Origin of the sequence: Paenarthrobacter sp. PH39-S1 (assembly GCF_030063245.1) — a bacterium.
GTDB lineage: Bacteria > Actinomycetota > Actinomycetes > Actinomycetales > Micrococcaceae > Arthrobacter_M.
In genome coordinates this window covers 124,674-143,323 of the sequence record NZ_JASISR010000001.1, presented here as the reverse complement: position 1 = coordinate 143,323, position 18,650 = coordinate 124,674, and the positions used below count along the sequence as shown (strand labels likewise).

Genomic DNA, 18,650 nt, shown 5'->3' with positions numbered 1-18,650 from the left:
CGAGCAACCGAGCAACCGGTTCCACACTTCACCACATCCGGCCCGATTATTTCCATCCCGTACGAGGAGACCCGCATCATGACGGACAAGAGCTACGACAGTGTTGAGGACAACGGTGTGGTTAAGGACGAAGCTGTGAAGCATGACGGTGTGAGCTATGACTATGTGATTGTCGGCGGCGGCAGCGCCGGTTCGGTGCTGGCCGACCGGCTCAGCGCCGATGGCACCCGTACGGTCCTGGTCCTTGAGGCCGGCCGCAGTGACTACCCCTGGGACCTGTTCATCCAAATGCCGGCGGCGCTTACCTTCCCCAGCGGAAACCGGTTCTATGACTGGCGCTACCAATCGGACCCGGAACCGCGCATGGCCGGCCGGAGGGTCGCCCATGCGCGGGGGAAGGTGCTGGGCGGGTCAAGCTCGATTAACGGCATGATCTTCCAGCGCGGCAATCCTTTGGACTACGAGCGCTGGGCTGCGGATCCCGGGATGGAAAGCTGGAATTACGCGCACTGTCTGCCCTATTTCAAGAAGATGGAGAACGCCCTGGCTGCGGCCGGGGACGACGAGCTGCGCGGACACGACGGGCCACTGGTGCTCGAACGCGGGCCGGCCCGGAACCCGCTGTTCCAAGCCTTCTTCCAAGCAGCCCGGCAGGCCGGCTACCCCCGGACCAATGATGTTAATGGGTACCGGCAGGAAGGGTTCGGCCCCTTTGACCGCAATGTGCACAAAGGACAGCGGCTCTCCGCATCGCGGGCCTATCTTCGCCCGAACCGCACCCGAGACAACCTCAGCGTGCTCACCCGCGCCTTCGTCACAAAAATCAACTTCACCGGCACGGTTGCCACGTCGGTCAGCTACCGCAGGAACGGGCGGCGGCACACCGTGCACGGCGCGGAAATCATCCTGTGCGGCGGTGCCATCAACACGCCGGCGCTGCTGCAGCTTTCCGGCGTGGGCGATGCTGCGCACCTACGGCGCCTGGGCATCGCGTCCGTGGCGGACCTGCCCGGCGTGGGCGAAAACCTGCAGGACCATTTAGAGGTCTACATCCAGCATGCCTGCACCCAGCCCGTGTCCCAGCAGCCGAGTCTGAGCCTGTGGCGCTACCCGTTCATTGGTCTGCAGTGGCTGCTGGGCCGAACCGGACCGGCCGCGACCAACCACTTTGAGGGCGGCGGTTTTGTCCGCTCCAATGAGGACGTCGCGTACCCGAACCTGATGTTCCACTTCCTACCCGTCGCGGTGCGCTACGACGGGCAGAAAGCCGCTGCCAAACACGGCTACCAGGTGCACATCGGACCGATGTATTCCGATTCCCGCGGCAGCGTGAAAATCCAATCCACGGATCCGTGCCGCCACCCGTCATTGAAGTTCAACTACCTCTCCACCGCCCAGGACAGGCGCGAATGGGTTGAGGCCGTGCGCATTTCGCGGGACATTCTGGGCCAGGCCGCAATGGGAGCGTTTGACGGCGGCGAGCTCTCCCCCGGACCTAAGGTGCAGACCGACGACGAGATCCTTCAGTGGGTGGCGCGGGACGCCGAGACCGCCCTGCATCCCTCCTGCACCGCCAAAATGGGACCGGCATCCGACCCGATGGCGGTCGTGGATCCGCTGACCATGCGGGTGCACGGCACCGGTGGCCTGCGGGTGGTCGATGCGTCCGCGATGCCATATGTGACCAACGGCAATATCTATGCACCCGTCATGATGCTCGCCGAGAAGGCGGCCGACCTGATCCTTGAGAAGACTCCGCTGCCGGCCCAGGCCGCAGATTTCTACCGCCACCCCGGGCCCGGACCCGCACCGGCGGAAACAGCATCGGCGGAAACAGCATCGGCGGAATCGGCACCGGCGGAAACGGCTGCCACCCTCGGCGGGACGAAATCATGAGTGCGGCGCAGTCCGTGGACCTCGGGGTCCAGCTGGCCCGCGGCGTCTATGCCGGCGGAGCGTGGCTGCCATCCGTTGGCGGCGGAGTTCGGCTCATCAGCTGCCCCGCGGATGGCACCCCAGTCGCCACCGTGGCCGAGGGCAGCACGGCCGACGCCGAAGCAGCCATCGCCAGTGCACGGCACAGCTTTGACGACGGCGGCTGGCCGGCGACACCCGAAAAGGAACGCGGACGGATCCTGGCGCGTACTGCGGATCTGCTCGAGCGCGACAAGTCTGCCTATGCCAGGGCGGAGGCCTTGGATACCGGAAAGCGGTATGCCGAAGCCGAATTCGACATCGACGATGTCATTTCCTGCTTCCGGTACTACGGTGGCATCGCCGGCACGGACGCCGGCCGCGTGATCGACACGGGCCAGCCTGGGGCCATCAGCAGGATTGTCCATGCGCCCATCGGCGTCTGCGGCCTGATCACGCCCTGGAACTACCCGCTGCTCCAGACCTCCTGGAAGGTGGCACCGGCCCTGCTGGCAGGGAACACGTTCGTGCTCAAACCCAGTGAGCTGACGCCGTCGACCGCTATCCTGCTGATGGAGACACTTGCTGAGGCAGGAGTTCCTGCCGGTGTGGCCAATCTGGTGACCGGCTCCGGACCGGTGGTCGGCGCCGTACTGGGCACCGATCCTCGGGTGGACATGATCTCATTCACCGGCGGCCTGGCAACGGGCAAACTCCTGATGGCGGCCGCGGCCGCCACGGTGAAGCGCGTGGCGCTCGAGCTCGGCGGCAAGAACCCGAACGTCGTGTTCGCCGACGCCGATCTGGAGGCCGCCGTCGACTACGCGCTGACGGCCGTTTTCCTGCATTCGGGCCAGGTCTGCTCCGCGGGTGCGCGGCTCATCATCGAAGAGTCGATCCACGCCGATTTTGTAGCCGAGGTTACCCGGCGGGCACGGCTGATCCGGCTCGGTGGGCCGTTTGATGACAACGCCCAGACCGGTCCGCTGATCTCCACCGCGCATCGGGCCAAGGTGCACTCCTATGTTCAGGACGGCCTGGCCGAAGGCGCCCGGCTGCTCTGCGGCGGATTCATTCCGGACGACCCGGGCCTGATCGGCGGAAGCTACTACCCGCCGACCATTCTCGATGGCTGCCACAGCACCATGCGCGTGGTGCAGGATGAGTCCTTTGGCCCGGTACTGACGGTGGAGACCTTCAGCACCGAACAGCAGGCCATCCGCCTGGCCAATGACACCATCTACGGGCTCGCGGGCGCGGTCTGGACGCGGGATGGTGCCCGCGGCCAACGGGTGGCAGACGCCCTGCGGCACGGGACGGTGTGGATCAACGATTATCACCCCTACGTTCCGCAGGCGGAGTGGGGCGGTTTCGGCCAATCGGGGAACGGACGGGAACTGGGCGTGGCCGGCCTCGCGGAGTACCGCGAAACAAAGCACATCTGGCAAAACATCGACCCGGGTCCCGGCAATTGGTTCGACCCATCGACGGCAGGAGAACAGCGATGAACAGCCCCGTTATTTCGGTCCGCAATCTCTGGAAAGTCTTCGGTTCCGGAGGTGAAAAGGTTCCCGGTGATGCCGGGCTGTCCGGACAAAGCTCCGCCGAGCTGCTCGAAAACACCGGCTGCGTGACGGCCGTGCGGAACATGAATTTCGACGTCGCCAAGGGCGAGGTGTTCGTGGTGATGGGGCTTTCCGGGTCGGGGAAGTCAACGCTGATCCGCTGCCTCACCCGGTTGATCGAACCAACATCGGGGCAGGTACTGGTGGACGGGAGGGATGTGCTTCAGGCCGGCACCTCGGAGCTGCGCGAGCTGCGCCGGCGCAAGATCTCCATGGTGTTCCAGCATTTCGGCCTGCTCCCGCACCGCACGGTCCTGGACAACGTCTCCTATGGCCTGCAGATCCGGGGTACGGCCAAAAACGAGCGGTACAGCAAGTCCCAGGAGATCATTGACCTCGTGGGGCTCACCGGCTACGAGCAGCACTATCCCGACCAGCTCTCCGGCGGTATGCAGCAGCGCGTCGGACTGGGACGGGCCTTGGCCGGAGACCCGGACACCATCCTCTTTGACGAACCGTTTTCCGCCTTGGATCCGCTGATCCGCCGCGATATGCAGGCCGAGGTGATCCGGTTGCACAAGGAGATGGGAAAGACCATGGTCTTCGTCACCCACGACCTGTCCGAGGCGCTCAAGCTCGGTGACCGGATCCTGATAATGCGCGACGGCGAGATGGTCCAGGTGGGCTCCGGTGACGAACTGGTGGGTTCCCCGGCAGACAGCTACATCGCTGACTTCGTCTCCGAGGTACCGCGGGCCGACGTCCTGACGCTCAAATGGATCACCAAAACCGTAGCGGCCAGCACGGCCCATGATGGTCCCGTACTGGCCGCGGGGACGTTGATCAGGGATGCCATTCCCGTGGTGATGAGCACGATCTCTCCGGTGCTGGTGTCCAACGGCGACGGAACTATCCTGGGCCAGATAGACCGCGACTCCATCCTGTCGGTTATCCACGGCTCCGGCAGCCATACGTCCGACGGCCGGGCTTCCGGCAACCCTACTTCCGGCAACCCTACTTCCGGCAACCACGGCGCTGCCTTCCCCGCCCCGGGCAGCCGCGACAATGAGGCTGTCCCCAATAAGGAAGTACCCGGTAAAAAAGCAGCCAGCAAAGAAGCAGTCGTCTGATGGCTACGCTACTGCGGGACCGCCCGGCCGCAGCCACCCGGCCCGACCGCGGCTCGCTGGGCGCCCGCCGGGTCAGCCGCCGGACCTGGCTGCTGCTGGCGGCCGCTGTCCTCTGGCTGCTCGGCTTCCTGTTGCTGCGGGGAACCGGCACACTGGCTCTGCCGGCCTCGGAGCTGACGGACCTGCACCGGAGCCTTAACCGGTTCAACGGCTGGATCGCGGAGAACCGCGACGGCAATCCCGTCTTCATGTACATCCTCACGCCCCTGCGCAGCGCCGTCGGGCTGGTCGCCGGCTTCTTCATGGCCCTCTTTGCGGCCAGCCCCACCGGCGAAGTCATCCCCGTCCTGGGTTGGCTGGGCACCGTCGCCGTGCTGACCTGGATCGCGTTCGCCGTCGGCAACGTCAGGGTTGCGCTGCTGACCGCCGTCGTCTTCACGTTCTTCGGAATCCAGGGACTGTTCGTCGATGCGGCCTATACCTTTGCCCTGGTGCTCACGGCCGTGCTGTTGACACTGATCGTCGGCATTCCATTGGGTGTGCTGGCCGGGACCAGCAACCGGGTGCAGAAGGTCCTCACGCCGGTGCTGGACTTCATGCAGACGATGCCCACGTTTGTGTACCTGGCCCCGCTGGCGCTGATCTTTCTGATCGGCCCCGCGTCCGCGGTCATCGCCACCGTGATCTATGCTGCTCCGCCGGTCATCCGGCTTTCGTCCCACGGCATCCGCAGCATCCCCGAGAACACCAAGGAGGCCTCCGATTCGCTGGGCACCACCGGCTGGCAGCGGCTGCACACCGTGCAGCTGCCGATGGCACGCCGGACTATTGTGATGGGCATCAACCAAAGCACGATGGCCGCATTGTCCATGGTGACCATCGCGGCCCTGATCGCCGCCCCGGGACTGGGTCAGGTCGTCGTCGTCGCCCTGCAGTCCCTGGACGTGGGCACTGCCGTCAACGCCGGGCTCGCCATCGTCCTGATGGCCATCGTACTGGACCGCGTCACCACGGCGGCCAGCCAACGGGCCGAGCCAAGTGCCCGACGGGCCAGAAGGCTCTCCGGGCGGGCCCGGTACATCGTCCTCGCAGGCACGCTGCTGCTGACCCTCGGGATCGTGCAGGTTTCCCGCACCGTACTGTGGGCAGCCGTCTTCCCTGCGCGCCTGAACGTGGGGGCGGCCATCAGCGACGGCGTCACCGCCGCCAGCGGCTGGCTGCAGACAAATCTGTACTTCCTGACCCACTCCTTTCGCGAGTCGGTGACGGTTGGCATCCTGAACCCGTTCCAATCGCTGTTGACCGAGACGCCGTTTTATCTCCTGGTGGTCGTGATTGCCATTGCCGCCTACGCCATTGGCGGCTGGAAGCTGGCAGCGGTGACCACCTTTTGCCTGGCCGTGATCGTCTCCCTGGGCCTATGGAGCGATGCCATGGTCACGCTCGCCAGCACCCTGCTGGCGACCGTGATTGTGATGCTGCTGGGCGTGGTCTTCGGCGTGGCGATGGGACGGTCTCGCCGGATAGATGCGGCCATGCGGCCGATGCTCGACGCCGGCCAGACCATGCCGGCATTTGTTTATCTGGTTCCCTTCCTCGGATTGTTCGGGGCCACCCGCATCACCGCCATCGTGGCCGCCATCATTTACGCCGCTCCGGTGGCCATCAAGATCACCGCCGACGGCATCGCCGCCATTTCGCCCACGGTGGTGGAGGCGGCCGTTTCCAGCGGCTCCACCCCGTGGCAGGTCATCAGCAAGGTCCAGCTCCCGATGGCTCGGAAAACGCTTGCGCTGGCCGCCAACCAGGGTCTGATGTATGTCCTGGCGATGGTGGTCATTGGCGCCCTGGTCGGCGCCGGCGGTCTGGGCTATGACGTGGTCGCGGGCTTCGTCCAGAGCTCGGTCTTCGGGAAGGGCCTGGCGGCGGGCCTGGCCATCGTCTTCCTCGGTATCCTGCTGGACCGCATCACCCAAGCCGCCGCCTCGACCCCCGGCAGGAAGCCGGGTGCCCGAAGGACCTGACCCCAGCATTCCGACCCCCGGCATGCCGACCCCGGCATTCCGACCCCAGTTCCACCGATGGCATTCCGGCAGTACCGCCCCCACCGTAAAGAGAGAGAATAATGTCCAGAACCGCAGGGCTCCTCAAACGCAGTTTCCCCGCCGCCGCCGCGACCGTCGGAGCGCTCATGCTGCTCACCGGCTGCGGAGCCGCAGCCGTGAACCAGGCGGCGCCCGGCGCCGTGGCCAAAACCGACTGCGGGACCGTCAACGTCGCCTTGAACGCCTGGGTCGGCTACACCGCCGATGCGGCGGTGTACAACTACGTGGCCACCAACAAGCTCGGCTGCACGGTGGTGGAAAAGAACCTGAACGAGCAGATCTCCTGGCAGGGATTCGCCTCCGGCCAGGTGGACGTCATCATCGAAAACTGGGGCCATGACGATCTGGCGAAACAGTACATCACCGATCAGAAGGTCGCCGTCGACGCCGGTCCCACCGGCAACGTGGGCCACATCGGCTGGTACGTACCGCCGTGGATGGCGGCAAAGTATCCCGATATCACGGACGGCAAAAACCTGAACAAGTACGCGGACCTGTTCAAAACGTCCGAGTCCGGGGGCAAGGGGCAGGTGCTTGACGGCGACCCGGCCTTCGTGACCAACGACGAAGCGCTGGTGAAGAACCTCGACCTGAACTACAGGGTGGTCTTCTCCGGCTCCGAAGCTGCGCTCATCCAGTCGTTCCGGACGGCGGAAGCGAACAAGACGCCGCTGCTGGGCTATTTCTACGACCCCCAGTGGTTCCTTTCGGAAGTTCCATTGGTCAAGGTCGAACTCCCGGCCTGGACTCCAGGTTGCGACGCCGACCCGGAAAAGGTCGCGTGCGACTACCCGCAGTACAAGCTGAACAAGATCATCTCCAAGAAGCTCGCCGACAGCGGCTCGCCGGCGGCGAAACTGGCCACGGCCTTCACCTGGACCAACGAGGACCAGAACTCCGTGGCCAAGGATATTCAAGGCGGCATGAAACCCGACGCCGCAGCCAAGAAATGGGTTGATGCGCACGGCAGCGTCGTGGACGGCTGGTTGAAATGACCAGGCACCGCCGGGCCTACTCGCCGATATCCTCGGCCCAAAGCTCCGGATGGTCGCGTTGGAAGCTGCGCATCATGTCGATGCAGCGCTCATCGTCCAGGACCACAACTTCCACCCCGCGGGACCGCAGCAGCTCGAACTCCCCAGGAAACGTCCGGGCCTCCCCCACGACCACGCGTGGAATCTTGAACTGCAGCACGGTGCCGGTGCACATGGCGCACGGTGCGAGAGTGGAGTACAGAACCGTATCACGGTACGTTTTCTGCCGCCCCGCGGCCCGCAGGGCTGACATTTCCCCATGCGCGATCGGGTCGCCGCGCTGCACCCGCTCATTGTGACCGGATGCGACGACTTGCCCGTCGCGGGCCAATGCCGCCCCGATCGGAATGCCACCTTCGCGCAGGCTTTTCAGGGCAGCCGCCACGGCTGCCTCAAATGCGGGATCGGTCATCAGCTTCTCCTTGTTCATGGCACGTCGGCACATGGTGCAACAATTTGCGGTGTGAAACTTCGTGGTGCGGGTAAATCAGCGCAGCCTGGACGCGTGGACGTGGTGTGGCAGGGTCGTCGCCAGCCGGACGGCCAGATGCAATCCGGCCATCTTGCCCGTGCCGCGCGGATCACCGCCCAACAACTCGAAAATCCGGGTCAGCCGATTGTGCATGGACTGGCGCTCCAGGAACAGCATGCGGGCCGCGACCGCCGTATTGCACCCGGCCACCAACCATTGGTCGAGCGTTTCCAGCAGGCTGGTGCCCCGGCGCTTATCGTACTCCAGTAGTTCTCCGACCAATTCCTGAGTCAGGCGCCCCACGGTCAGCGCCGGCAGCGCACCCGCCAGCCGTTCCACCACAAAGTTTTCGCTGTCCCACAGATTATTGCCAACCTTAGACGCCGGTCCCAGCGAGTGCGCCAGTTTGGCCTCGCTCAGCGACCAATGCGCCAAGGTGGCGTCTACGACCGTTGGACCCATGACCCCGGTGACCGCGGCTTCGGCCAGCTCCTGCTCCAGCGCCACCAGAATGCTGACCCGCCGTTGCCGGGTTCCTGTGGTGCCCAACGGGATCAGGGCGTAGACGTTGCCGGCATCCTGATACGTCCGCACACCGGGGCAACACCGTCGCACCGCCCGTTCCGCGGCCCCCTGGATATTGGCCAATCCGATCCGCCGGAACTCCATCATCAGCACGGGCTGGTCGGTGGGAAATCCGGCTATCCTGCAATACTCCTTCACCTGCGCCGGCCCGGAGCCGTCAACTACGGCACGCATCAACGTTGTATCGGCGATCTGGGACAGCGTGGGCTGGTGCCGCTGGGACAACGCCAGCGCGAACGTTCCGCTGAGCCGCTCCCCGATGGTGCGGAGCACGGAGGCGTCGGTTCCGGCCCGTCGCTGGACGGCCAGTTTCGCCGTCACAATGCCCCCAATGAAGATATCCACCTCGATAGGGTCGGCATGTTGCGCCGGTTCGCCCGCCGTTTCCAGCACTGCCCCCCGCAGATCGATCAGCGCCACGTGCGTTTTCAGCGATTCCGCCAGGAGCTCCAAAAGCGCAGACAGGGTGGCACCCGAGGCCAGCCCTGCCATCAACCGCTGACCAATAAGGTCCGCGCTTTGCAGGACCGCAATCTGCCGGGACACGATCCGTCGGTTAATGTCTTCGGCAATGTCCACGAACGGGACAACTGATTGAAACTCGATGAGCGGCAGGGCTGATTCATCGGCGGCCTGAATCAGTTCCGGCGACAGCGGACGGCTCAATCCCGCTGTCTCAATGATCAAGGCACTGACATGCCGCTCGGCCAGCCGCCGTATATAATCCTGCTGCGCCGCCGGCTTAAGCCCCAAAAGCGCTGATCCTCCCGTCAGCAGAAGCTCCTCACCGCGCAGGAGCGGAGCGATCTGCAGCACCTCGCTGGAGTGGACCCAACGAATGGAGTTCACCGCGACCATCGCCCGGCCGGCACGGACCCGTGGCCGGCCCTGCCGGACAAGATCGCTCTCCAGCACCTCGGCCAGTGGAATCACCATGCTGTCCCCTTCTTAACGATCCGGCACAACAATCCTGGGGCGCCCGGACTCAACGATCCGGCACCCCGGGATGCAAAAAAGCCGACCTTCACGCAGAACCGATGGACAGTGTGTCATGTCAACCGCCCCTGATCATGGACAGTTGCACCATACCATGTGGTGCCAATCACACATAGGCTTCTCGCAGGCTCCTTTACTCAGCGGCGGAAAGAGAAAACCTGTGAAACAAAGATCGGCGACGAAATCGGAAAGCGTCACTCAGGAAGTAGAAGATATCCTCCAACCCGTGCCCGAATCGGCGCGGACAACGAAGCTGTCCGGGCAGTTCTGGATCTGGGCCGGCGCCAATGTTGCCCCGATCAACTGGATCCTCGGCGCCTTGGGGATCCAGTTGGGCCTCGGGCTCTCCGACACCCTGATCGTGCTCATTGCCGGAAACCTCATCGGCATGCTGGGCTTCGGCTTTTTTGTCATTCTGGGCCAGCGGACCGGTGCCACCGGGATGCTGCTTTCCCGTGGCGCCTTCGGACGCCGCGGCGCCTATCTCCCCGCGGCCATCCAAGCGCTTGTGGCCGTCGGCTGGGCAGCCGTCAACACCTGGATCATCCTTGACCTGGTCATGGCCTTGTTCGGTCTGATCGGCTGGGTGGACCCCGCCGCCGCCAATTTCGGGTGGCGGATCAGCACGGCCGCCGTGATCATGAGCATCCAGGTGATCATCTGCTACCGGGGTTACCACGCCATCGCCAAATTTGAACGATGGACCATGCCGCCCACCATCGTGGTGCTGGTCGCCATGTCCATCCTCGCGTGGACCCATTTGAACATCGACTGGGGCTATCAGGGACCCCCCGGGGAAATTCTCACGGGGGCACCGCGGATTGCGGCCATGTCGGGCGTCATGACAGCCATCGGCATCGGCTGGGGTATTGGCTGGTTCACCTACGCTCCGGACTATTCGCGCTTCGTCAGCAAGAAAATCCGTCCGCTGAAACTCTTTACCGTCAGCGTACTGGGCCAGTTCCTGCCCGTGGTGTGGCTCGGTATTCTCGGGGCCAGCCTGGCGACGAAAAACGGCAGCGCCGATCCGGGCGCGTTGATCGTGCAGAACTTCGGCACCTTTGCCATCCCGGTGATCCTGCTGGTGATCCACGGCCCGATTGCCACGAACATCATCAATATGTACACATTCAGCGTGGCCGTCCAGGCATTGGACATCAAGGTATCCCGAAAGAAGCTGTCCATTCTCGTGGGGGTGCTGTCCATGGTGGCAGTCATCGGCTTCATGTTCGCCCGCAACTTCGGCGAATTGTTGGATACGTGGCTGATCGCCATCGTCGCCTGGGTCGCCACCTGGGGCGGCATCATGGCCGTGCATTACTTCATCTTTGAACGGCGCCACAAGAACTTCGGCTATCTGTTCCTGCCGCCCGAAAAGACCCATCTGAAGGCATTCAACCCCGCGGCCTTCATTGCCTTCTTCGCCGGCATCATCATGACCTGGATGTGCATGTACGGCGCCATTCCCGCACTGCAGGGCCCGATCGCCACGGCGCTGGGCGGCATGGACTTTTCCTGGCTCGCGGGCACCGTCACCTCGGCAGTCCTCTACTTCGCGTTGGGCTACCCGCGCTTCCGCTCCCGGCTGGCAGCGGGCATTCCATTGGGCATCCGGGCCCCGCTGACCGACGCCGATGTGCTGGAGCGCAACGGCAACGGGGAGGACCTGCACCACACCGACATCATCGCCGAGGAGAACCAAAATGTCACTACCCAGCTTTGAATGGCCCAAAGGTAAGCGCGCAGCGGCGTCCTTCACCTTTGACGTCGACGCGGAATCCGGCGCGATAGCCCACGACGCGGGCTTCGTGAACCGTATGTCCCTTATGTCCCACCAAAGCTACGGCCCGTTGGTCGCCATGCCAAAGCTCTTGGCGATGCTCAACAGGCAGGAGGTATCCGCCACGTTTTTCGTCCCCGGCTTTACCGCCGAGCTGTATCCGGACATGGTCCGCAGGATTGTCGATGAAGGGCACGAGATCGGCCACCATGGGTATCTGCACGAAAAGACCACGGACATGTCTGCCGCGGAGGAGGCTGACATGCTGGACCGGGGGCTGGAGGCACTGGACAAGGTGGCCGGCGTCCGGCCGGTCGGTTATCGGGCACCCTGGTGGGAATACAACTGGCAGACCACCAAACTCCTGCATGAGCGCGGCTTCCTGTACGACTCCAGCCTGTTGGACGGGGATGCACCGTACTCGTTTGCCGGCGAAGGGATGGACGCGGGCTCGCTCATCGAAATTCCGGTGGACTGGGCCCTCGACGACTGGGAACAGTACGGTTACTATCCGGGTTGGACCGGTAGCGGCGTCATCGAATCCCCCCGCAAGGCGACCGAAATGTGGTTGCTGGAGGCCCAGAGCGCCCACGCCGGTGCAGGCTGCTTTGTGCTGACGAATCATCCGTTCATTTCCGGCCGGCCGTCCAGGCTGACGGCGCTGGAGGAGCTCATCGTCCGGGTCAAGAGCCTGGAAGGCATGTGGGTGGCTCCTCTGGAGGAGATTGCACGCCATGCCCAAAGCGTGTGTGCCGACATCTACCGGCATCGGCGTCTGGTGCATCCGGGACCGCAGCCCGGCCAGGACCGTGTCTTGCTGAACGACGCCGTTCTCCGGTAGGCACGGCAGCGGTCTCCAGTTGCGTAGAACCGGCGCAGCAGGGGCAACACGGTTGGGGTGACGGCAATTCCCGGAGCGAACCGATTTTTTTCGCGCCGGGACGCGGCATCGTCGGCGGGGACAAAGTTTTCTTGTAATCGCTGCGAAAAGCCCTTGACCGTGATCCGAATCACGCCGTACGCTGGTGCAACGACGTTGCAATGATTGCAACCCCAAACCCTTTGGTGGATTCTTATGACTAATGAAACACCCGAAGTAGCATTGCCCGCCGGTTTGCCGGGCACCGAACCCAATGCCGGGCTCGCTTCGCTGTCCCCCAAGACGACAACCCTCAGCGGCCAGCAAGGCCCCAACGACGGAACCGGCGTTTCCAAGAGCACCCTGCGGCGGGTCATTGGCGCCAGCTTCATCGGCAACTTCGTCGAATGGTTCGACTACGCCGTCTACGGATACCTGGCCGTCACCATAGCGCACGCCTTCTTTCCGGAGGCGGACAAGCAGACCGCACTGCTGCTGACGTTCGGCTTGTTCGCCATCTCCTTCTTTGTCCGCCCCATCGGGGGGTTCATTTGGGGGCACATCGGCGACCGGGTGGGGCGCAAGAACGCCTTGTCCTTGTCGATTTTGATCATGTCCGGGGCGACCTTCGCGATCGCGCTGATCCCCGATTACAACATCATTGGCATCTGGGCACCGATCCTGCTGCTGCTCGTGCGCGTTGTCCAGGGGTTCTCGGCCGCCGGTGAATACGCCGGCGCCTCGGCGTTCCTGGTGGAGTACGCCCCGGCGAACCGGCGCGGACTCTACGCAGCTGTGGTGCCCGCCAGCACGGCCACCGGGCTGCTGCTTGGCTCCTTGATCGCGTTGCTGCTTTCCGTCTCCCTGTCCCCGGACCAAATGAACTCCTGGGGCTGGCGCCTTCCGTTCTTGCTTGCCGCCCCGATGGGTCTGATCGGCCGCTACATCCGTGTCAAGCTCGAGGACACCCCGGCATTCCTGGCCCTGGAAAAGGAAGACGAGGCGATCAAGGCCCCCGTCACGGACTTGTTCCGCAAGCACTGGCGTCCGCTCCTGATCGCCATCGGTGCAGTGGTCCTGAACGCAGTCGGCTTCTATGTGGTTCTCAGCTACATGCCCACCTACCTCAGTGAGGTCGTCGGCCTGGATTCCTCCGGGTCGTTCCTGGCCACCACGGTCGCCCTGGCCACCTACATTGGCTTCATCTTCCTGACCGGGCTGGCCTCGGACCGGTTCGGCCGGAAACGGGTCCTGATCACCGCCTCGATCCTCTTCGTGGTGCTGACCGTTCCGATGTTCTTGCTCTTGGGCACCGGGAACTTCCTGGTCATCATCTTGGTCCAGATCCTGCTGGGCGCGATGCTGACCCTCAATGACGGAACGCTGCCCAGCTTCCTGGCCGAACTGTTCCCCACAAAGATCCGCTACAGCGGATTCGCCGTGAGTTTCAACCTCACCAACGCACTCTTTGGCGGCACCGCACTGTTCGCCTCGACACTGCTCATCAAGCTCAGCGGCTCCAACCTGGCACCAGGCTGGTACCTGATGGCGGCCGCCGTCGTATCCCTGATCGCCGTGTCGCTTGCCAAGGAGACCTCGAAGGCACCGTTGATGCACTAACAGCCCAGGTCCACCCCAAACTTTCCCTCACTTTACCAACGCAATATCAACAAGGAGACACCATGAGCACCACCATTCCCGAGAACGTCACGTCAATAGCCGAGCTGGAGCGCCTGAAGGTGCTGCACAACGGCGAGAAGGTCCAGCTGACCTTTTCCGACGCCGAACTCGAGCGCCGCATTGCCGGCCTCCGGGAGATCATGGCCGCGAAGGACCTGGACGCCGTCGTCCTGACCAGCTTCCACAGCATCAAGTACTACTCCGACTTCCTGTTCACCTACTTTGGCCGTTCCTACGCCATGGTGGTCACTCCCACCGACACGGTCACAGTCACCGCGAACATCGACGCCGGGATGCCGTGGCGCCGTGGGTACGGCGAGAACATTGTCTACACGGACTGGCGCCGCGACAACTACATCTTCGCCATCCAGGAGTCCCTGCGCACCCGGGGCGTCAACGTCCGCCGCCTGGGTGTCGAGGACGACACCCTGCCCCTGGATAACCGCAACAAGATCCAGGCCGCATTTGCCGACGCCACCCTGGTGGACGTGGCGCAGGCGGCCATGCGCCAGCGCATGATCAAGTCAGCCGAGGAAATCGCGGTCATCAAGCACGGCGCCCGCATCGGCGACCTGGGCGGCGAGGCCATCCGCAACGCCATCACTGCCGGCATCACCGAATATGAGGTGGCGCTGATCGGCACCGAGGCCATGGTGCACGAGATCGCCCGCACCTTCCCCAACTCCGAGATCCGCGACACCTGGGTGTGGTTCCAGTCCGGGATCAACACGGACGGTGCCCACAACTGGGCCACCACGCGCAAGCTCCAGGAACACGACATCCTGTCGTTGAACTGCTTCCCCATGACGAGCGGCTACTACACGGCCCTGGAGCGCACCTTGTTCCTTGGCGAGCCCGACGCCCGCTCCCTGGAGTTGTGGAATGTCAACGTAGAGGTGCACAAGCGGGGCTTGGAACTGATCAAGCCCGGCGCCGTCTGCAAGGACATTGCCGCTGAGCTGAACGAGATCTACGTAGACCGCGGCCTGCTGGCCAATAGGACCTTCGGCTACGGACATTCCTTCGGTGTCCTCAGCCACTACTACGGGCGGGAAGCCGGACTGGAACTGCGCGAGGACATCGACACCGTTCTGGAACCGGGCATGGTGGTTTCCATGGAGCCCATGATTACCGTGTTGGACGGCCAGCCCGGTGCCGGCGGTTACCGTGAGCACGACATTCTGGTTGTGGGCGAGGACGGAGCGGAGAACATCACCAAGTTCCCGTTCGGCCCCGAGCACAATATCGTGGGAGTCTAAGGTCCTAAGCTTAGTCTCATAGTGCCTGAGCAAGCAGTCGGTTCAGGCGCTGCGGAATACGGTGCCACACACTAGTGGCACCGTATTCCGACAATTCCGACAATTCCGACAATTCCGACAATTGCGCTAATTCCACTGAGAATGCGAGAGGGCACCCATGGCTACGGCTTCAAGCGACGATTCCGCCCGCGGCGAAGCCCGCGGAACTTCCGTCATCGTCAATGCCATTGCCGTGCTGCGCTGTTTTTCGCTGGACGAGCCGCTCTTGGGTGTGACGGAGATTGCGGCACGGATAGGGTTACACAAGAGCACTGTCTCCCGCATGCTGGCGACCTTGGAGGCGGAGAACCTGGTTCAACGGGATTCGGAGACTCGGCGCTACACGCTGGGACTGGGTCTGATCGCCCTCGCCGGTCCGCTGCTCGCGGATCTCGAGGAACGCCGCGTCGCCTATCCAGTGCTGCGGGAATTGACGGAACGTACAGGCGAAACCAGCGCGCTGATGGTATGGGATAACAATGAATCCATGTGTGTGGAACAAATTGCCAGCCGCCACCAGGTCAAACACACCACGCCCCTAGGTACCCGTTATCACGATGCCATGAGCTCCTCGATACAGGTGTTCCTCGCCTCCGAACCCGCCGAGCGGGCGCGCGCCCTGCTCACCAGCGGCAGCATTACCTTCCCGGGAATGGACCACGCCGGGCTTGAGGCCTACCTGGTCCGGCTCAAAGACGCATCGGTACGCGGCTACGCCACCAATTACGGGGAAACGTCACTGGACGAGGCCAGTGTGGCGGCCCCCGTGTACGACCACCGCGGGAATGTCGTCGCGGCGGTGCTGATACCCGCCCCGAGGTTCCGCGTTTCCTCGGACCTGCTCAGCACGCTTGGTGAAGCCTGCGCCGACGCTGCGCGGAAAATCACCAGCCGCCTGGGCGGAACGACTCCGGAGGGCTGAGCGCGAAGGCGTCAGCGCCCGCCTGCTTCCGCATGGCTTGTGCCGGGGAGTGCCGGTGCGGTGGAGGTGTAGGTGTGTCCGGTGGTGGTGGTGGTTTCGACGGCGTTGTGGTCCGGGTTGGGGTTGAGGACCAGCCGGGGGCAGGGCTATCCCCCGACGGGTGGCTACGTTCCGCCGGGGCGCCGGGCCTCCACATGGCGCATTACCCGTAACAACTCGAGGAAATGCTATTATCGAGCCTACGTACTATGTCCTATCAAGCGAACATGACGCGGGCAGATGGTGGCGGGTTGCATACCCTCAGTGCGCGTAGAGCATTAAGGAAGAGCCTCATGGCGAAGCAATTCAACCTCAGCGTCGACCGCTCCTCCCCCGTGCCGCTGTACCACCAAATAGTTCAGGGCATCGAGGAGGCCATCCACAGCGGGCAACTGGCTCCGGGAAGCAAACTGGACAACGAAATCGACTTGGCGGCGCAGCTCAATTTATCCCGGCCAACCATGCGCAAGGCAATGGACGAGCTGGTCCGCTCCGGCCTGCTGGTCCGCAAACGTGGCGTCGGAACCCAGGTCGTCGCCAGCCAGGTCCGCCGCCCGCTGGAGCTGTCCAGCCTTTTCGATGACCTGAGAAGCCGCGGCAGCACGCCAACCACGGATGTCCTCAGCTTCGCCCACATCACCGCGGACAGTCCCACCCAGGAGGCGCTCCAACTTCCCGACGGAGCCAGCGTCTACCATTTCACACGCCTGCGAAAGGTAGACGGAAAGCCGCTGGCCCTGATGGAGAACTGGGTCCGCGACGACATAACGACCATCGACGAACCCCGGCTTCGCGAACAGGGCCTTTACGAGATCCTCCGCCGAGGCGGTGTGAATTTTCGCCTGGCAACACAGCGCGTCGGTGCGATGGTCGCCGACGACTACCAAGCGCCACTGCTCGAAACGCCGGTCGGATCCGCCCTGGTCACCATGGAGCGCACCGCGACGGATGATACTGGCCGTAGCGTCGAAACGGGCCACCACGTTTATCGGGCAGACTCGTACAGTTTCGAAATGACGTTGGTGCAGCGCTAAGCCAGTTTCGGCGCTGACTGGTGGCTTTCCACCCCCTGAGGGCCCCCAACAGTCTAATCTTGTTATTTGTCTGAACAATAGGACCTAAATTTCGCTAGGTTCGAAAAGTGGCCCCTGACACAGCGGCCGGCCGCACGCGCGGACCTGCAGGCGAGCTCCCGTCCACCGACAGGCCGGCGCCGGAACTGATCCAGCGCCGGACTCCGGCGCCACCGCCGCAAAGTGTCTGACGTCCGCCTCTTTCCCGTCATTCATCATTGTGGCTTCTTTGTGCTGACAATAAGATGAATGAAAGGCCGCCAACGACAACCGAAGGAGCTCCTCTCATGACTATGACTAACTGGGTATACCCCCTGGGCTCGGCCCGTGACGGCGATTGGGACATCTCTCTGGGCAGCAGCGGTTCCACCGCAAACATTGAGGGCTGGGCGCACACCGGGCTGAACGTGGCGACGCTGGAACCCCGCACCCCCGTGACCATGCCGGCTGCCGGCGAGGAACGGATTGTGGTTCCACTCAACGGAGCCTTCACCGTCACCGTGGACGGCATCGGCTACCCGCTGGCCGGCCGTGCCAGCGTGTTCACCGGCCCGTCGGACGTCCTCTACTCCGGCATCGGGAAGGCCCTGACAATCAGCTCGGCCAGCGGCGGTCGCGTGGCCGTCGCCACCGCCCCTGCCCGCCGTTCCTACCCCACCCGTCTGGTCACCGCCGCGGAAATTCCGGTGGAGCTCCGCGGGGCCGGCAACTGCTCGCGCCAGGTCCACAACTTTGGTACCCCGGCCGCGCTCGAAGCCGACCGCTTCATCGTGTGCGAGGTCCTGACCCCGGCCGGCAATTGGTCCTCCTACCCTCCGCACAAACATGATGAGGAGAAGGACGGCGAGACCGCACTTGAGGAAATCTACTACTTCGAAACACAGGTCGCCGCCGGCTCCCCGGCACCCGCGGACGCAGATGCCATCGGCTACCAGCGCGTCTACGCCTCCGACGACCGCCCCATCGATGTGAACGCCGAGGTCCGAACCGGAGACACCATTCTGGTGCCCTACGGCTGGCACGGGCCGGCCATGGCGGCACCCGGCTACGACCTCTACTATCTGAACGTGATGGCCGGCTCGGGCCCGGCGCGCGAATGGCTGATCAGCGATGACCCGCACCATGGCTGGATCCGGCAGACCTGGGACGGCGCGGAGATCGATCCGCGGCTGCCGTTCGGCGGCTGAGCCGGTCGAAA

At 63.8% G+C, this 18,650-nt stretch carries 14 protein-coding genes; 12 read left to right on the top strand and 2 right to left on the bottom strand.

The window, feature by feature from the left end; genetic code table 11:
* Nucleotides 1-78: 78 nt before the first annotated feature.
* The 5 genes from betA to QMG52_RS00630 all read left to right on the top strand — a co-directional run bounded on the left by betA (nt 79) and on the right by QMG52_RS00630 (nt 7,709).
* A complete protein-coding gene (gene betA, locus QMG52_RS00650; protein WP_283558505.1) occupies nt 79-1,896 on the top strand; it encodes a choline dehydrogenase in 1,818 nt (605 codons plus the stop codon).
* Nucleotides 1,893-3,422, top strand: a complete 1,530-nt coding sequence (locus QMG52_RS00645; RefSeq protein WP_283558504.1) for an aldehyde dehydrogenase family protein — start codon at nt 1,893-1,895, stop codon at nt 3,420-3,422. The genes betA and QMG52_RS00645 overlap by 4 nt, the downstream gene beginning before the upstream one ends.
* Nucleotides 3,419-4,609 (top strand): quaternary amine ABC transporter ATP-binding protein, encoded by a 1,191-nt coding sequence (locus QMG52_RS00640; protein WP_283558503.1) that lies wholly within the window; start codon nt 3,419-3,421, stop codon nt 4,607-4,609. Before QMG52_RS00645 ends, QMG52_RS00640 begins: the two co-directional genes overlap by 4 nt.
* On the top strand, nt 4,609-6,633 hold the full coding sequence (locus QMG52_RS00635) for an ABC transporter permease (RefSeq protein WP_283558502.1): 2,025 nt from the start codon (nt 4,609-4,611) through the stop codon (nt 6,631-6,633). Before QMG52_RS00640 ends, QMG52_RS00635 begins: the two co-directional genes overlap by 1 nt.
* Nucleotides 6,634-6,734: 101 nt before the next feature.
* Nucleotides 6,735-7,709, top strand: a complete 975-nt coding sequence (locus QMG52_RS00630; protein WP_283558501.1) for an ABC transporter substrate-binding protein — start codon at nt 6,735-6,737, stop codon at nt 7,707-7,709.
* Nucleotides 7,710-7,725: 16 nt separating this feature from the next.
* On the opposite strand, the gene QMG52_RS00625 is transcribed toward QMG52_RS00630, so the two are convergent.
* Together QMG52_RS00625 and QMG52_RS00620 are read right to left on the bottom strand one after the other, a co-directional pair.
* A complete protein-coding gene (locus tag QMG52_RS00625; RefSeq protein ID WP_283558500.1) occupies nt 7,726-8,160 on the bottom strand; it encodes a nucleoside deaminase in 435 nt (144 codons plus the stop codon).
* A 75-nt stretch (nt 8,161-8,235) separates the two neighbouring features.
* The gene (locus tag QMG52_RS00620) at nt 8,236-9,741 is read right to left on the bottom strand and encodes a PucR family transcriptional regulator (RefSeq protein ID WP_283558499.1); all 1,506 of its coding nucleotides are present in this window, start codon (nt 9,739-9,741) and stop codon (nt 8,236-8,238) included.
* A 154-nt stretch (nt 9,742-9,895) separates the two neighbouring features.
* On the opposite strand from QMG52_RS00620, the gene QMG52_RS00615 reads away from it, so the two are divergent.
* The 7 genes from QMG52_RS00615 to iolB all read left to right on the top strand — a co-directional run bounded on the left by QMG52_RS00615 (nt 9,896) and on the right by iolB (nt 18,639).
* Entirely contained in the window at nt 9,896-11,524 is a 1,629-nt protein-coding gene (locus QMG52_RS00615) for a purine-cytosine permease family protein (protein WP_502920415.1), read from the top strand.
* On the top strand, nt 11,505-12,422 hold the full coding sequence (locus QMG52_RS00610) for a polysaccharide deacetylase family protein (protein ID WP_283558497.1): 918 nt from the start codon (nt 11,505-11,507) through the stop codon (nt 12,420-12,422). The genes QMG52_RS00615 and QMG52_RS00610 overlap by 20 nt, the downstream gene beginning before the upstream one ends.
* 234 nt (nt 12,423-12,656) lie before the next feature.
* Nucleotides 12,657-14,060 carry an MFS transporter gene (locus QMG52_RS00605; protein WP_283558496.1) on the top strand — a complete coding sequence of 468 codons (1,404 nt, stop codon included), beginning with the start codon at nt 12,657-12,659 and terminating at the stop codon, nt 14,058-14,060.
* A 62-nt stretch (nt 14,061-14,122) separates the two neighbouring features.
* The gene (locus tag QMG52_RS00600; protein WP_283558495.1) at nt 14,123-15,379 is read left to right on the top strand and encodes an aminopeptidase P family protein; all 1,257 of its coding nucleotides are present in this window, start codon (nt 14,123-14,125) and stop codon (nt 15,377-15,379) included.
* 157 nt (nt 15,380-15,536) lie between these two features.
* Nucleotides 15,537-16,340 carry an IclR family transcriptional regulator gene (locus QMG52_RS00595; RefSeq protein ID WP_283558494.1) on the top strand — a complete coding sequence of 268 codons (804 nt, stop codon included), beginning with the start codon at nt 15,537-15,539 and terminating at the stop codon, nt 16,338-16,340.
* Nucleotides 16,341-16,672: 332 nt separating this feature from the next.
* Nucleotides 16,673-17,413 (top strand): GntR family transcriptional regulator, encoded by a 741-nt coding sequence (locus tag QMG52_RS00590; protein WP_283558493.1) that lies wholly within the window; start codon nt 16,673-16,675, stop codon nt 17,411-17,413.
* Nucleotides 17,414-17,745: 332 nt separating this feature from the next.
* Nucleotides 17,746-18,639, top strand: coding sequence for a 5-deoxy-glucuronate isomerase (iolB, locus tag QMG52_RS00585; RefSeq protein ID WP_283558614.1), 894 nt, complete (start codon nt 17,746-17,748; stop codon nt 18,637-18,639).
* The last annotated feature ends 11 nt before the right edge of the window (nt 18,640-18,650 follow it).

What these genes read in the sequence shown, in the direction of transcription:
- betA (WP_283558505.1), top strand. Translation starts at nt 79, where the DNA reads ATGACGGACAAGAGCTACGACAGTGTTGAGGACAACGGTGTGGTTAAG.
- QMG52_RS00645 (WP_283558504.1), top strand. Translation starts at nt 1,893, where the DNA reads ATGAGTGCGGCGCAGTCCGTGGACCTCGGGGTCCAGCTGGCCCGCGGC.
- QMG52_RS00640 (WP_283558503.1), top strand. Translation starts at nt 3,419, where the DNA reads ATGAACAGCCCCGTTATTTCGGTCCGCAATCTCTGGAAAGTCTTCGGT.
- QMG52_RS00635 (WP_283558502.1), top strand. Translation starts at nt 4,609, where the DNA reads ATGGCTACGCTACTGCGGGACCGCCCGGCCGCAGCCACCCGGCCCGAC.
- QMG52_RS00630 (WP_283558501.1), top strand. Translation starts at nt 6,735, where the DNA reads ATGTCCAGAACCGCAGGGCTCCTCAAACGCAGTTTCCCCGCCGCCGCC.
- QMG52_RS00625 (WP_283558500.1), bottom strand. Translation starts at nt 8,160, where the DNA reads ATGACCGATCCCGCATTTGAGGCAGCCGTGGCGGCTGCCCTGAAAAGC.
- QMG52_RS00620 (WP_283558499.1), bottom strand. Translation starts at nt 9,741, where the DNA reads ATGGTGATTCCACTGGCCGAGGTGCTGGAGAGCGATCTTGTCCGGCAG.
- QMG52_RS00615 (WP_502920415.1), top strand. Translation starts at nt 9,896, where the DNA reads ATGTGGTGCCAATCACACATAGGCTTCTCGCAGGCTCCTTTACTCAGC.
- QMG52_RS00610 (WP_283558497.1), top strand. Translation starts at nt 11,505, where the DNA reads ATGTCACTACCCAGCTTTGAATGGCCCAAAGGTAAGCGCGCAGCGGCG.
- QMG52_RS00605 (WP_283558496.1), top strand. Translation starts at nt 12,657, where the DNA reads ATGACTAATGAAACACCCGAAGTAGCATTGCCCGCCGGTTTGCCGGGC.
- QMG52_RS00600 (WP_283558495.1), top strand. Translation starts at nt 14,123, where the DNA reads ATGAGCACCACCATTCCCGAGAACGTCACGTCAATAGCCGAGCTGGAG.
- QMG52_RS00595 (WP_283558494.1), top strand. Translation starts at nt 15,537, where the DNA reads ATGGCTACGGCTTCAAGCGACGATTCCGCCCGCGGCGAAGCCCGCGGA.
- QMG52_RS00590 (WP_283558493.1), top strand. Translation starts at nt 16,673, where the DNA reads ATGGCGAAGCAATTCAACCTCAGCGTCGACCGCTCCTCCCCCGTGCCG.
- iolB (WP_283558614.1), top strand. Translation starts at nt 17,746, where the DNA reads ATGACTAACTGGGTATACCCCCTGGGCTCGGCCCGTGACGGCGATTGG.